The organism is Saccharothrix syringae (genome assembly GCF_009498035.1).
GTDB lineage: Bacteria > Actinomycetota > Actinomycetes > Mycobacteriales > Pseudonocardiaceae > Actinosynnema > Actinosynnema syringae.
The window spans coordinates 1,650,650-1,664,434 of record NZ_CP034550.1 but is presented as its reverse complement, the minus strand read 5'-3'; the positions used below and the strand labels follow the sequence as shown (position 1 = coordinate 1,664,434).

The window sequence follows — 13,785 nt, the reverse complement described above, 5'->3', positions numbered from 1 at the left end:
GGAACAGTCCTCTGAACAGCCCTGGAACCGCTAGCCGATCTTCCTCATCCACCCGTGCGGGTCGGCGACGAGGCCCTGCTGGATGCCGGTCAGGTGGCTGCGCAGCTTCAGGGTGACCTCGCCGGTGCGGCCGCCGGAGACGGCGAACTCGCCACCCGAGTGCTTGACGTGCCCGACCGGCGTGATGACCGCGGCCGTGCCGCAGGCGAACACCTCGGTCAGCTCACCGGACTCGGCCTTCTTCTCCCACTCCTCGGTGGAGAACCGGCGCTCCTCGACCGCGTGCCCCAGGTCCTGCGCGACCCGCAGCAGCGAGTCGCGGGTGATGCCCGGCAGCAGCGACCCGGACAGCTCCGGGGTCACCACGCGCGCGTCCGCGCCGGAGCCGAGGACGAAGAACAGGTTCATCCCGCCCATCTCCTCCACCCAGCGGCGCTCCACCGCGTCCAGCCACACCACCTGGTCGCAGCCCTGCTCGGCGGCCTGCGCCTGCGCCACCAGCGACGCCGCGTAGTTGCCCGCGAACTTCGCCGCGCCGGTGCCGCCGGGCGCCGCGCGGACGTACTCCGTCGACAGCCACACCGTGACCGGCTTCAGGCCACCGGCGAAGTACGACCCGGCGGGCGAGGCGATGAGCACGTAGAGGTACTCGCCCGCCGGCCGCACGCCCAGCCCCTTCTCGGTGGCGTAGAGGAACGGCCGCAGGTAGAGCGATTCCTCGGGCACGGAGGGCACCCACCGCCCGTCGACGGCCAGCAGTTCCCGGATCGAGGCCAGGAACAGCTCGTCGGGCAGCTCGGGCATGGCCATCCGGCGGGCCGACGCGCGGAAGCGCTCGGCGTTCGCCTCGGGGCGGAAGGACGCGATCGAACCGTCGGGCTGGCGGTACGCCTTGAGCCCTTCGAAGATCGCCTGGCCGTAGTGCAGCACCATGGCCGCCGGGTCCAGCTCCAGCGAGTGGTAGGGCTCGACCGCCGCGTCGTGCCAGCCCTGTTCGCGGTTCCAGCGGATCGTCACCATGTGGTCGGTGAAGTGCTGCCCGAAGCCCGGCTTCGCCAGTACCTCCGCAACGCGCTCCGGGGTCGCCGGCTGCGGGTCGGGGGTCCGGTGGAAAGGCAACGCTGTCGTCATGACAGCACAGTAACCGCCGCGCGGACGTCGGAAAATCGCCGTCCCGACGCTCGGACGTCCGACCATCCGGTCGGGCTACCCGACCGGCACCCGCACCCGACCCAGCGCGATCAGACCGGTACCCAGCGCGATCAGCGCGCCGGTGGCGACCAGGGCCTCCGCGGGCGCGCTCATCGCCAGCAGCACCGACAGGCCCAGCCCCAGGCACGCGGTGCGCATGGGCCAGGTGCGGTCCTCCTGGAGCAGCACGCGCGCCGAGGCGTTGGTGAAGCCGTAGTAGAACGCCGTGCCGCACGCGCCGATCGCGAGCGCCGTGGCCGGGGGCAGCGCCGACGCGCCGAGCGCGGCGGCCACCGGCACCACCACCTCCAGCGGCCAGGCCGCGCGCGGCCGGGGCAGGTCGCCGGTCTCGGTCATGCCCACGAGCGTGCGGCGGGCCGAGCCGAGCACGGCGAACAGCGCCGGCACCGCGATCGCGGCCACGCCCACGGCCAGCAGCGGCAGCACCGACCGGCCGCCCGCAGCGACCAGGGCGTCCCGCAGCGGGACCGGGGACAGGGCCAGCCGGGCCGGGCCGAGCTGCCGCAGCACCGCCGCGCCCACGGCCAGGGCGACCACCAGCGCGAACCCGACGAGGGCCGGGATGGCGAAGCGCAGCACGCGGTCGCCGAACACCCGGTCGCCCGGCAGCGGCGCGGTGATCCGCTCGAACCCGGTGAACACCACGAACAGCAGCGAGGCGGCGCCCATCAGGCCGTCGAAGCCGGGGCCGCCGGCGGTGGTGACCGGGTTGCCCGGCGGCGGCACGGCGAAGCAGGCCAGCACCACGACCGCGAGCACGCCCAGCGCCACCGCGACCGCGGCGAGCGAGGCCCGGGTGCCCCAGCGGAACCCCGAAGCGCCCAGCGCCGCGGTCACCGCGAGCAGGCCGACCGCGGCGGCGGCCCGGTGCTCCGGGAACGCGTAGGAGCCGAACGCGCCGGCCAGCGCGGCGGCCACGCCGGCCCGGCCGACCAGGTGGGCGCTCCCCCCGATGCGCGCGGGCCACGGGCCGAGCTGGTTGCGGATGTAGGCGTAGCCGCCGGCGGCGGCCGGGTGGGCGCGGTGCTGGTCGGCGGTGGAGAACGCGCAGCACAGCGCGGCGAGGGCGGCGAGGGCGAGCGCGGGGAGGAACCAGGCGCCCGCCTCGGCGGCGGCCGGGGCGAAACCGGTGAGCACACCGACCCCGAGCACGGCGCCCAGGCCGAGCACCACGGCCCCGGCACGGGGCGGAATCGTCACGCGTACACAGTCCCAGATGGATCGGGTGACCGCTAATGCCCGGGCGGTTTACGCCCGAACGTGTTAATTGTTACTCCATGCTATCGAAGGTGCCGCCGCCGTCCGCGTGAACGGGACCTTTAGCATGCGAGACGATCAACCCTATCCCGACGCACGACCAGGAAGTGCCGGGAGGACTCGTCGAGGAGCCGCAGTGACCGCGCCCAAACTCGCCATCACCGACAGTGACCTGAGCACCACCGCCGCGGACGCCGTGGTGGTGGGCACCGTGCAGGGCCCGGACGGGCTCTCCCTCGCCGGCGGGGCCGAGGCGGTGGACACCGCGTTCGACGGCGGCCTGGTGGACGTGCTCGCCGCCCTCGGCGCGAGCGGCAAGCAGGACGAGGTCGTGACCCTGCCCACGCTGGGCAGGCTGGCCGCGCCGGTCGTCGTCGCCGTCGGCCTGGGCAAGCCCGCCGCCGACGGCTCGGTCGCCGAGGAGCAGGTGCGCCGCGCCTCCGGTGCCGCCGCCCGCGCCCTGGCCGGCAAGAAGCGCGCGGTGACCACGCTGTCCGCGCTGCACCTCGGCCCGGCCGTCGAGGGCACCGTGATGGGCGCGTACGCGTTCACCGCGTACAAGTCGAACAAGGGCGACGGCCCGGTCGCGCGGGTCGACCTCGTCGCGCCCGCCGAGGGCACCACCCGGGCCCACCGGGCGGCGGTGAAGGCGTCCACCGCCATCGCCGAGGCCGTGACCACCACCCGCGACTTCGTCAACACCCCGCCGAACGACCTGTTCCCGGCCTCGTTCGCCGAGCGCGCCGCCGCGCTGGCCAAGGCCGAGGGCCTGGAGGTCGAGGTGCTGGACGAGAAGGCGCTGCGCAAGCAGGGCTTCGGCGGCATCCTCGGCGTCGGCGGCGGGTCGAGCCGCCCGCCGCGCCTGGTGCGCATCACCTACCGCGGCCCCAAGGCCGCCAAGAAGGTCGCCCTGGTCGGCAAGGGCATCACCTTCGACACCGGCGGCATCTCGATCAAGCCGGCGGCCGGCATGGACGAGATGACCTCGGACATGGGCGGCGCGGCGGCCGTGATCGCCACCGTGGTGCTGGCGGCGAAGCTGAAGTTCCCGCTGGAGGTCACCGCGTGGGCGCCGATGGCGGAGAACATGCCGTCGGGCACCGCCTACCGGCCCGGCGACGTGCTGACCATGTACGGCGGCAAGACCGTCGAGGTGCTCAACACCGACGCCGAGGGCCGGCTGATCCTGTCCGACGCGATCGTGCGGGCCTGCGAGGACGCGCCGGACTACCTGATCGAGACCTCCACGCTGACCGGCGCGCAGGTCGTGTCGCTGGGCAAGCGCACGGCGGGCGTGATGGGCACCGACGAGTTCCGCGACCGGGTGGCCGAGCTGGGCCGCGCGGTGGGCGAGCAGGCGTGGGCCATGCCGCTGCCGGAGGAGCTGCGGGCCGACATCGACTCGCGGGTGGCCGACCTCGCCAACGTGGCCGGGCACCGGTTCGGCGGCATGCTCACCGCGGGCATCTTCCTGCGCGAGTTCGTGGCCGAGGGCGTGTCGTGGGCGCACATCGACGTGGCCGGGCCCGCGTTCCACAGCGGCGCGCCGTACGGCTACACGACCAAGGGCGGCACGGGCACGCCGGTGCGCACCCTGGCCGCGGTGCTGGCGGACATCGCCGCGAACGGCTGACCGGGCCCACGGACGGCTGATCCGGTTCCCGGACGGCTGATCGCGGCGGAGCCCGGTTGCCGACCGGTCGGGTGCACTGGAGTGTGGTCCCGGTGCACCCGACCGGTCGACGGCACCCGCTCCGGGCACGCCGGGTCCGGGCGTGCCCGGTTCAGGCTTGTCCCGCCGAGCGCGCCACGACCCGTCGCGGCGGCCGGCTAGCCCTGGCTGTTCTTGCGCCGCGAGTACTCGCGCATGCGCTTGGGGTAACCGACGATCCCCGCGTCGTAGATCGGGATGCCCAGCTTCTTGGCCAACCGCCGCGCGCCGTCCGCGCCGTCGATGCGCCTGCGCGTCCACTCGCCGTCGTGGGCGACGAGCACCACCGTGGTTTCCGTCACGGTCGTCTTCGGCTCGACGTACGCCTCCACGCCGCGCCGCTCGGCGGCCCACCGCTCCAGGTGGCCGGTGTCCGTGGACGTGGCCGCCCGCAGCACGCCGGGGCGCTGCTTCCTGCGAAAACGGTCGAACAGGCCCACGGGGCCACCTCCCGAAGCGACTCCTCGACGCCATGGTGCCGGCGCCGAGGTGAAGGTGACGCCAAATCCTCCGAACAGGACACCGCGTCGCCGGCCTTCCCGCCGTAGTGACAAGATGGCAATCACACACGCGCGCACCCGCGCGAAGTAAGGCATCAAGTCCTCCAGGGAGATCCCGTGACCGACACCTCCGCCGACCTCGTGATCCTCGGTGGCGGCTCGGGCGGCTACGCCTGCGCGTTCCGCGCTGCGGAGCTCGGCCTGTCCGTCATCCTGGTCGAGAAGGACAAGCTGGGGGGCACCTGCCTGCACCGCGGCTGCATCCCGACCAAGGCGCTGCTGCACGCGGCGGAGGTCGCGGACAACGCCCGCGAGGGTGACCAGTTCGGCGTGAAGTCCTCGCTGGAGGGCATCGACATCGCGGGTGTGAACTCGTACAAGGACGGCGTGGTCAGCCGGCTCTACAAGGGCCTGCAGGGCCTGGCCAAGGCCAACAAGGTCACCCTGGTCGAGGGCGCGGGCACCTTCGTGGGCAACAGGACCGTCGAGGTCGACGGCACGCGGTACACCGGCAAGAACGTGGTGCTGGCGACCGGCTCCTACGCCCGCAGCCTGCCGGGCCTGGAGATCGGCGGCCGGGTCATCACCAGCGACCAGGCGCTGAACCTGGACTTCGTCCCGGAGAAGGTGGTCGTGCTCGGCGGCGGCGTCATCGGCGTCGAGTTCGCCAGCGTGTGGGCCTCCTTCGGCGCCGACGTGACCATCGTGGAGGCGCTGCCCCGCCTGGTCCCCGCCGAGGACGAGTACGCGTCCAAGCAGCTGGAGCGCGCGTTCCGCCGCCGCGGCATCAAGTTCAAGACCGGCGTGAAGTTCACCGGCGCCACGCAGAACGAGTCGGGCGTCGCGGTGACCCTGGAGTCCGGCGACGTGCTGGAGGCGGACCTGCTGCTCGTCGCCGTCGGCCGCGGCCCCAACACCGCGGGCCACGGCTACGAGGAGGCCGGCGTCCAGGTCGAGCGCGGTTTCGTCGTCACCGACGAGCGCCTGAGGACCAACCTCGACGGCGTCTACGCGGTCGGCGACATCGTGCGCGGCCTCCAGCTCGCGCACCGCGGCTTCCAGCAGGGCATCTTCGTCGCCGAGGAGATCGCCGGGCAGAACCCGAAGGTCATCGACGAGGCGGGCATCCCGCGCGTCACCTACTGCAAGCCCGAGGTCGCGTCGGTGGGCCTGAGCGAGGCCGCCGCCAAGGAGAAGTACGGCTCCGTGGAGACGTTCGTCTACGACCTCGCGGGCAACGGCAAGAGCCAGATCCTGAAGACCGCCGGTGGCGTCAAGCTCGTGAAGGCGCCCGATGGCCCGGTGGTCGGTGTCACCATGGTCGGCGAGCGGGTCGGCGAGCTGATCGGTGAAGCCCAGCTGATCTACAGCTGGGAGGCGTACCCCGAGGACGTGGCGCCGTTGATCCACGCCCACCCGACCCAGACTGAAGCCCTCGGCGAAGCCTTCCTCGCCTTGGCCGGCAAGCCGCTGCACGTGCACGGCTGACCGTCGCACCCCAGTCAGCCGAACTTCGACCCACGCACGAGGAGTCAGCGAACGATGGCCTTCTCCGTCCAAATGCCCGCACTCGGCGAGAGCGTCACCGAGGGCACGGTCACCCGCTGGTTGAAGCAGGAGGGTGACCGCGTCGAGGTCGACGAGCCGTTGCTGGAGGTGTCGACCGACAAGGTCGACACCGAGATCCCGTCCCCCGCGGCGGGTGTGCTCCAGAAGATCGTCGCCCAGGAGGACGAGACCGTCGAGGTCGGCGCCGAGCTCGCCGTCATCGGCGACGGCTCGGGCTCCGGCGACGACGACTCGACCTCCGGCGGCGGCACCGCGCCCGCCGAGGAGGCGCAGCCGGAGCCCCAGTCGGCACCCGACCCGCAGCCGGAGCCGCAGGCCGAGGCCGCCCCGCGGCAGCAGGCGCCGCAGTCCGGCGGCGGTGCCGCCGAGGGCACCCCGGTGACCATGCCCGCGCTGGGCGAGAGCGTCACCGAGGGCACCGTGACCCGGTGGCTGAAGTCCGTCGGCGACTCCGTCGAGGTCGACGAGCCGCTGCTGGAGGTGTCCACCGACAAGGTCGACACCGAGATCCCGTCCCCGGTGGCCGGCACCCTGCTGGAGATCACCGCGGGCGAGGACGAGACCGTCGAGGTCGGCGGGCGGCTCGCGGTGATCGGCTCGGGTTCGCCCGCGCCGGCACCGCAGCAGGCCCCGGAGCCCGAGCCGGTCCGGGAGGCCCCGCAGCAGGAGGCCCCGAAGCAGGCCGAGCAGGCACCGCAGCAGGAGGCCGCGCCGCAGCAGCAGGCGCCGCAGCCGCCCTCGCAGCAGCCGCGGCAGGAGGCGCCCGAGTCCGCCGCCCCCGCCCAGGAGGCGCCGAGGCAGGACGAGTCCGCCAACGGCGCGCCGTACGTGACGCCGCTGGTGCGCAAGCTGGCGTCCGAGCACGGCATCGAGCTGTCGTCGCTGAAGGGCACCGGCGTCGGCGGCCGCATCCGCAAGCAGGACGTGCTGGCCGCCGTCGAGGCCAAGAAGGCACCGGCACCGGCCGCCGCGCCCGCCGCCCCGGCCGCGTCCGCGCCGGCCCAGCGGGTCGCCACGCCGGCCGCGGACACCAGCGGCAAGCGCGGCACCGTGCAGAAGCTGCCGCGGCTGCGGCAGATCGTGGCCCAGCGGACCCGCGAGTCGCTGCAGGTCTCGGCGCAGCTCACCCAGGTCTTCGAGGTGGACGTCACCAAGATCGCCCGGCTGCGCAACCGCGCCAAGGCCGCGTTCGAGCAGCGCGAGGGCACCAAGCTCACGTTCCTGCCCTTCTTCGCCAAGGCGGCGGTCGAGGCGCTGAAGCAGCACCCGGTGCTCAACGCCTCCATCGACGAGGAGAAGAAGGAGGTCGTGTACCACGGTGCCGAGCACCTGGGCATCGCGATCGACACCGAGCGCGGCCTGCTCAACGCGGTCATCGCCAACGCGGGCGACCTGAACCTGGCCGGCCTGTCGCACAAGATCGGCGACCTGGCCGCGCGGGCCCGCGCGAACAAGCTGACCCCGGACGAGCTGACCGGCGGCACGTTCTCGCTGACCAACCTGGGCAGCAACGGCGCGCTGTTCGACACGCCGATCATCCAGCAGCCGCAGGTCGGCATCCTGGGCGTGGGCGTGGTGAAGAAGCGCCCGGTGGTGATCACTGACGAGAACGGCGACGACACCATCGCCATCCGGTCCATGGCCTACCTGGCGCTGACCTACGACCACCGGCTGGTCGACGGCGCCGACGCGGGCCGCTTCCTGACCACGGTCAAGAACCGGCTGGAAGAGGGCGCGTTCGAGGCCGACCTGGGCCTGTAGGGCACGAGGTCGCGGAGGCCGCTCCCGGGGCACCGGGGGCGGCCTTCGCCGTTCTCGGGGCTCCCCCGCGGCGCGACCGGCACCCCGCCGCTGTGCGACCGGCCCGACCCTGCGAGACGATCAACCCATGCGGGTCGTGGTCGCGGGTTCCTCGGGTTTGATCGGCACCAGCCTGGTGGCCGCCTTGCGCGGTGGCGGGCACGAGGTCGTCCGGCTGGTCCGGCGCCGCCCCGCCGCCCCGGACGAGCGCGGCTGGGACCCGCCCGCCGGGCGCGTCGACCCGGGCGCGCTCGACGGCGTGGACGCGGTGGTCAACCTGTGCGGCGCGGGCGTGGCCGACAGGCGCTGGACCGACGCCCGCAAGCAGGTCCTGCTGGACAGCCGCACCGTGCCCACCGAGGTGCTGGCCGGCGCGGTCGCCGAGCACGGCGTGCCCGTCCTGGTCAACGCCTGCGCCGTCGGCTACTACGGCGACACCGGCGACGAGGTGGTCGACGAGACCGCGCCGTCGGGCAGCGGGTTCCTCGCCGGGCTGTGCCGCCGCTGGGAGGCCGCGGCCGCGCCCGCCGAGACCTCCGCCCGCGTGGTGCGGCTGCGGACCGGCCTGGTGATCAGCCCCTCCGGCGGCCTGTTCGGCCGGATCCGGCCGCTGTTCTCGTCCTTCCTCGGCGGGCGGCTGGGCGACGGCCGCCAGTACATGCCGTGGATCTCGCTGGACGACGCGGTCGCCGCCATCCGGTTCACCCTGGAGCGCGACGTCCGCGGCCCGGTCAACGTCACCGCGCCCAGCCCGGTCACCAACGCCGAGTTCACCCGCACCGTCGGGCACGCGCTGCACCGGCCCACCCCCTGGGTGGCGCCGCCGTTCGCGCTCCGGCTCGCGCTCGGCGACCTGGCCGACGAGGGCCTGCTGTCCGGTCAGCGCGCCATCCCCCGCGTGCTGGAGCGGCACGGCTTCCAGTTCCTGCACCCCTCGCTCGGGGCCGCCGTGGCGGCGGCCGTCGGCGGGTGACCGCCGTGCCGGTCGGGGTGCTGGTCGGCGTCGCGCTGGCGCTGGCCTCGCTGGTCCTGGGCCTGTCGGTGCACCGGGAGGTGCCCGGGATCGACCGGGAGCTGCACCTGGTCGCGACCGAGCTGGACCCGAACGTCACGCACGCCGCGGCGGTGGTCAGCTTCGTGCTGAGCCCCGGGCTGGCGACGATCGCCCTGCTGTCGCTGGCGCTGCGCGCGCTGCTGGCCAAGGACGCGCTGCTGCTGCGCGCCGCGGTGCTGCTGGGCGTGTCCTGGTGCACCGTCCTCGCCCGGTACGGCTACCGGCGCGTCCGCCCCGTCGAGCACCCGCAGTGGAGCTACCCCAGCGGCCACGTCACCGCGGTCACCGCGGTCGCGTTCACCGGCGTGGTGCTGGTCGGCCGGCTCGCGCACCGGTACCTGCGGCACGCGATCGCGCTGGCGGCCACGGCCGTGGTGCTGATCGCGGCCGGCCGGGTGGCGCTGGAGGTGCACTGGTTCACCGACACGGTCGGCGCGGTGCTCGCCACGACCGGGGTCGGGCTCGTCGCCGCCCACGCCCTCCGGCTGCTGCCGCTGGGCGTAGTGTCGAGGCGTGAGCAGTCCTGACCCCTCCTGCCGCGCCTCGACCGCGCCGATCGAGGTGCGCGAGCTGGGCACCATCGACTACCTGGCCGCCTGGGACCTGCAACGCGAGCTGGCCGAAGCCCGCGTGGACGGTTCGCTGGGCGACACGCTGCTGCTGCTGGAGCACCCCCCGGTCTACACCTGCGGGCGGCGCACCGAGCCGGAGGAGCGCCCCCAGGGCGGCGACACCCCCGTGGTGGACGTCGACCGCGGCGGCAAGATCACCTGGCACGGGCCGGGCCAGCTGGTCGGCTACCCGATCGTCAAGCTCGCCGAGCCGCTGGACGTCGTGCAGTACGTGCGGCGGCTGGAGCAGGCGCTGATCCACGTGTGCGACCAGCTCGGCGTGCGCACCGGCCGGGTCGAGGGCCGCAGCGGCGTGTGGGTCCCGGCCGACGACCGGGGCGTCGAGCGCAAGGTCGCGGCCATCGGCATCCGCGTGCAGCGCGGCGTGACCATGCACGGGTTCGAGATCAACTGCAACGCCGACCTGGCCGCGTTCGACGACATCATCCCGTGCGGCATCCGCGACGCGGGCGTGGCCTCGCTGTCGCGCGAGCTGGACCGGGACGTCACCGTGGCCGAGGTGCTGCCGCTGGCCCAGCGGGCCGTCGTCGACGCGCTCAACGGCGACCTGCCGCTGACCGACCGCACCCTGGTCCGGTCGCAGCCGGTGGCCGCCGGCGTCACGTTCGCCGTCCAGACGGGCTGACACCGCGCGACGCTCCCCTCTACTATTCCGGAATTACGGAAAACTAGAGGGGAGATCCGTCGTGCTCCTGTCCAGACGGAACGTGCTCCGCGCGTGCGGGGCGGCCGGCGCCGTCGCGCTCCTGCCCGCCGCGACCGGTCGCGCCCTGGCGCAGCCGGACGACTGGTTCGCCTGGTTGCGCGCCAACCGGCAGCACGTGGCCGCCGTGCTCGACGACGGCCGCGGCGGCCGGGTGGCGCACCGGGCGGCCGAACCCCAGCCGCTGGCCTCGGCGGTGAAGGTGGTGCACCTGGCCGGGTACGCGAAGGCCGTGGCGACCGGTGCGGCCAGGCCCGACGAGGAGGTCCGCGTCGGGGACTGGGAGGAGTACTACATCGGGCTCGACGGCGGCGCGCACCCGGCGTCCCTGCGCGCCCTGGGCATCCCGTCCGCCGGCGACACCATCGCCGACGACCCGAACCGGCGGGTGCGGCTGGACGACGTGGTCGCGTCGATGATCCGGTTCAGCGACAACGCCGCCACCGACTTCCTGCGCCACCGGCTGGGCGAGGGCGTGCTGCGCGCCGCCGCCGCCCGGTACGGCCGGCCCGGCGCGCCCGTGCCGGAGATCCTGACCGAGTTCCTGCACCTCATCCTCGGCCGCCCGGTCAGCGCGGCCCAGTACATCCGGGACCCGCGGGTCAAGCTGGAGGTCATCGGCCGGATACCGGCCCTGCCCGGCTACGACGGCCAGGCCGCGTGGGCGGGCACCACCTGGGCGGGCAGCCCCGTCGCGCTGAGCCGGATCCACCGCGCGCTCACCGACGTGCCCGTCGCCCGGGACCACCTCGAACGCGCGGGCGCCGCGCTGGGCGAGCTGCCGCCGGGCGTGGCGGGCATCGGGTTCAAGGGCGGCGCGCTGCCGGGCGTGATCACCGTCGGCATGAGCGTGCGGTGGGCGGACGGGCGCGTGGGCACCGCGGCCGTGCTGACCAGGGGGCTGGACGTGGCGCGGTTCGTGGCCGGGGACCGGCTGGTCCTGCTGGTGCGCCAGGCCCTGCTCGACCCCGGCGTGCTCCGGGAATTCCAGGTCAGCCTCTCCTAGGATGGCGGCGGTGGACCTGGTGCAGCGGCTGGCCGAGCTGGAGCGGCGCGTGGCCGCCCTGGAGGGCGACGGGCGGGCGACCGCCGACCCGCCCGGCAACGGCGGTGGCGGCGGCACGTTCGGCTACGGCGGCCGGGTCGAGTTCGGCGACGGGCAGGTGTCCTGGCGCATCGACGTGACGCCCGAGCACGCGCTGTCGCTGACCGACCGGCCCCGGGTCGAGGTGCTGTCCGCGCTGGCGCACCCGGCGCGGGTGGAGATCGTGCGCACGCTGCTCGACCAGGGCGCGCAACCCGCCGCCGCGCTCCAGGAGGCGACCCGGCTCGGGTCGACCGGACGGCTGTACCACCACCTCAAGGCGCTCACCGGGTCCGGCGTGGTGGAGCAGGACGAGCGCGGGAACTACCGGCTGCGGCCGGCCGCCGCGATCCCCGTGCTCGTCCTGCTCACCGCCGCCTCGGACGTGGCCGGTCAGCTGCGCAGCTGAGGCGCCACCTCGGCCGCGACGAACTCGACGTGGTCGAGGTCGGCCAGGTCCAGGACCTGGAGGTAGACGCGGGTGACCGCGGTCCTCTCCCGCCACTGCCCGAGCCGGTCCACGACCTCCGCCGGCGTGCCGGCCAGGCCGTTCCGCTTCAGCTCGTCCACCTCGCGGCCGATCGCGGCGGCGCGGCGCGCGACCTCGGCGTCGTCCCGGCCGATGGCCACCACCAGCGCGACCGAGCGGGTGATCTCGCCCGGGTCCCGGCCGATGGCCTCGCACGCGGCCTCGACCCGGGCGAACTGCTGCGCCGCGGTCTCGGCGTCGGCGAAGGGCAGGTTGAACTCGTCGGCGTGCCTGGCCGCCAGCGCGGGCGTGCGCCTGGGCCCCAGGCCGCCGATCAGGACCGGGATGCGGTGGGCGGGCTTGGGCAGGGCGGGCGAGTCGGTGAGCCGGTAGTGCTTGCCCTCGAAGGAGTAGGTCTCACCCGGCGGGGTGTTCCACAGGCCGGTGACGACCTCCAGCTGCTCGGCGTACCGCTCGAAGCGCTCGCCGGTGGGCGGGAACGGCAGGCCGTAGGCGGTGTGCTCCTCCTCGTACCAGCCCGCGCCCAGGCCGAACTCGACCCGGCCGCCCGACATCTGGTCCACCTGGGCGACGCTGATGGCCAGCGGGCCGGGGTGGCGGAAGGTGGCGGCGGTCATCAGGGTGCCCAGGCGGATGCGCTCGGTGTCGCGGGCCAGGCCGGCGAGGGTGATCCAGGCGTCGGTCGGGCCGGGCAGGCCGTCGACGTCGCCCATCTTCAGGTAGTGGTCGGAGCGGAAGAAAGCCCCGTAACCCGCGGCCTCGGCGGTGCGCGCCACGGCCAGCAGGTCGTCGTAGGAGGCCCCCTGCTGGGGTTCGGTGAAGATGCGGAGTTCCACCGCGCCCACGCTAATCGGCCCGGTGGCGTGGCCGCGATTCGAGCGTCTTGGAGGAGGTGGACGGCGAGTGACCGGGGCTGGACGGCCGGGGCTGAGCGGCCAGGGCTGGGCGAGCGGGACTGGGCGGCCGGACTGAGCGGCCGGGAGCGGGCGACCGAGACTGAGCGGCCGAAACTGAGCGGCCGGTGCCGTGGAGCCGTCAGCGGCGGCGGGAGCGCCTGCTCTCGCGCCGGGCGGTGTCCTCGCGCCGACCGTCCTCGCCGCGCCCCTCCGCACGCCCCTCGCCGTGCCCGTCCTCGCGCACCCGCAGCCCCTCGACCACCCGCACGATGGTCCGCTCGACCTCCGCGCTGGCCTTGCGCGGGTCGGCCGCGCCGGCGATGGTGCTCGCCCCCGCCGACAGCGCGCCGAACAGCAGCCGGGTCATCGTCTCCACCGGCAGCTGCTCCAGCTCACCCGACTCCACCAGCACCTCGATGGTCGAGCGCAGCAGCCCGAAGCTGAAGTGCTCCTCGGCCTCCCGCCAGCGCTCCCACCCCATCACCACCGGCGCCTCGTGGACGACGATCCGCTGGTAGGGCGGCTCCAGGCACACCCGCACGTACGCGCGCAGCCCCGCTATGGCGGTGTCCCACGGGTCGCCGGGCGCGCTGACGATCTCGGTGAGCTTGAGCACGAAGTCGTTCTCGACCGAGTCGAAGGCGGCCTCGAACAACGCCTGCTTGCCGCTGAAGTGGTGGTAGAGCGCCCCCTTGGTCAGGCGCGCCCGCTTGGCCACCTCGTCCAGCGAAGTGCCCGCGTAACCGCGTTTGGTGAACAGCTCCACGGCGCTGTCCACGAGGGCCTGCCTCGTGGACTCGGAGTACTCCAACCGCCTCGACCGCACTGTCACCACGTTCACAACGGTACGACATACCGACGGTACGTACTCGTGGTA

Annotated in this window: 13 protein-coding genes; 8 read left to right on the top strand and 5 right to left on the bottom strand. The window is 74.1% G+C overall.

All coding sequences use genetic code 11. The annotated features are described in order from the left end of the window. Positions 1 to 30 precede the first annotated feature (30 nt). A complete protein-coding gene (locus tag EKG83_RS07885; RefSeq protein WP_033427478.1) occupies positions 31 to 1,131 on the bottom strand; it encodes a branched-chain amino acid aminotransferase in 1,101 nt (366 codons plus the stop codon). Positions 1,132 to 1,206: 75 nt separating this feature from the next. Further along, positions 1,207 to 2,412 (bottom strand): APC family permease, encoded by a 1,206-nt coding sequence (locus tag EKG83_RS07880; protein ID WP_153277933.1) that lies wholly within the window; start codon positions 2,410 to 2,412, stop codon positions 1,207 to 1,209. A gap of 193 nt (positions 2,413 to 2,605) precedes the next feature. Between EKG83_RS07880 and EKG83_RS07875 the strand changes: the two genes are divergently transcribed. After that, a complete protein-coding gene (locus EKG83_RS07875) occupies positions 2,606 to 4,102 on the top strand; it encodes a leucyl aminopeptidase (RefSeq protein ID WP_033427479.1) in 1,497 nt (498 codons plus the stop codon). 197 nt (positions 4,103 to 4,299) lie between these two features. Here the strand turns inward: EKG83_RS07875 and EKG83_RS07870 are convergent, their stop codons facing one another. Next, the gene (locus tag EKG83_RS07870; protein ID WP_033427480.1) at positions 4,300 to 4,620 is read right to left on the bottom strand and encodes an oxidoreductase; all 321 of its coding nucleotides are present in this window, start codon (positions 4,618 to 4,620) and stop codon (positions 4,300 to 4,302) included. Between the two features lie 177 nt (positions 4,621 to 4,797). Here EKG83_RS07870 and lpdA point away from each other — a divergent pair, with 177 nt between their 5' ends. From lpdA to EKG83_RS07835, 7 genes are all read left to right on the top strand, one after another. After that, entirely contained in the window at positions 4,798 to 6,168 is a 1,371-nt protein-coding gene (gene lpdA, locus EKG83_RS07865) for a dihydrolipoyl dehydrogenase (RefSeq protein WP_033427481.1), read from the top strand. A gap of 54 nt (positions 6,169 to 6,222) precedes the next feature. Then, a complete protein-coding gene (sucB, locus tag EKG83_RS07860; protein ID WP_033427482.1) occupies positions 6,223 to 8,010 on the top strand; it encodes a 2-oxoglutarate dehydrogenase, E2 component, dihydrolipoamide succinyltransferase in 1,788 nt (595 codons plus the stop codon). 127 nt (positions 8,011 to 8,137) lie between these two features. Next, on the top strand, positions 8,138 to 9,022 hold the full coding sequence (locus tag EKG83_RS07855) for a TIGR01777 family oxidoreductase (RefSeq protein WP_033427483.1): 885 nt from the start codon (positions 8,138 to 8,140) through the stop codon (positions 9,020 to 9,022). Then, the gene (locus EKG83_RS07850) at positions 9,019 to 9,630 is read left to right on the top strand and encodes a phosphatase PAP2 family protein (protein ID WP_033427484.1); all 612 of its coding nucleotides are present in this window, start codon (positions 9,019 to 9,021) and stop codon (positions 9,628 to 9,630) included. Before EKG83_RS07855 ends, EKG83_RS07850 begins: the two co-directional genes overlap by 4 nt. Beyond that, positions 9,617 to 10,360: a lipoyl(octanoyl) transferase LipB gene (gene lipB / locus EKG83_RS07845; protein ID WP_033427485.1), complete on the top strand. Its 744-nt coding sequence runs from the start codon at positions 9,617 to 9,619 to the stop codon at positions 10,358 to 10,360. The genes EKG83_RS07850 and lipB overlap by 14 nt, the downstream gene beginning before the upstream one ends. Positions 10,361 to 10,421: 61 nt before the next feature. After that, positions 10,422 to 11,444 carry a serine hydrolase gene (locus tag EKG83_RS07840; protein WP_051764333.1) on the top strand — a complete coding sequence of 341 codons (1,023 nt, stop codon included), beginning with the start codon at positions 10,422 to 10,424 and terminating at the stop codon, positions 11,442 to 11,444. 1 nt (position 11,445) lies between these two features. After that, on the top strand, positions 11,446 to 11,931 hold the full coding sequence (locus tag EKG83_RS07835; RefSeq protein WP_033427486.1) for an ArsR/SmtB family transcription factor: 486 nt from the start codon (positions 11,446 to 11,448) through the stop codon (positions 11,929 to 11,931). Here EKG83_RS07835 and EKG83_RS07830 read toward each other — a convergent pair. Next, positions 11,916 to 12,848 (bottom strand): LLM class F420-dependent oxidoreductase, encoded by a 933-nt coding sequence (locus EKG83_RS07830; RefSeq protein ID WP_033427755.1) that lies wholly within the window; start codon positions 12,846 to 12,848, stop codon positions 11,916 to 11,918. The genes EKG83_RS07835 and EKG83_RS07830 overlap by 16 nt on opposite strands. Before the next feature lie 199 nt (positions 12,849 to 13,047). Continuing rightward, a complete protein-coding gene (locus EKG83_RS07825; protein WP_228122836.1) occupies positions 13,048 to 13,734 on the bottom strand; it encodes a TetR/AcrR family transcriptional regulator in 687 nt (228 codons plus the stop codon). Between the last annotated feature and the right edge of the window lie 51 nt (positions 13,735 to 13,785).

What these genes read in the sequence shown, in the direction of transcription:
- EKG83_RS07885 (WP_033427478.1), bottom strand. Translation starts at nt 1,131, where the DNA reads ATGACGACAGCGTTGCCTTTCCACCGGACCCCCGACCCGCAGCCGGCG.
- sucB (WP_033427482.1), top strand. Translation starts at nt 6,223, where the DNA reads ATGGCCTTCTCCGTCCAAATGCCCGCACTCGGCGAGAGCGTCACCGAG.
- EKG83_RS07855 (WP_033427483.1), top strand. Translation starts at nt 8,138, where the DNA reads ATGCGGGTCGTGGTCGCGGGTTCCTCGGGTTTGATCGGCACCAGCCTG.
- EKG83_RS07835 (WP_033427486.1), top strand. Translation starts at nt 11,446, where the DNA reads ATGGCGGCGGTGGACCTGGTGCAGCGGCTGGCCGAGCTGGAGCGGCGC.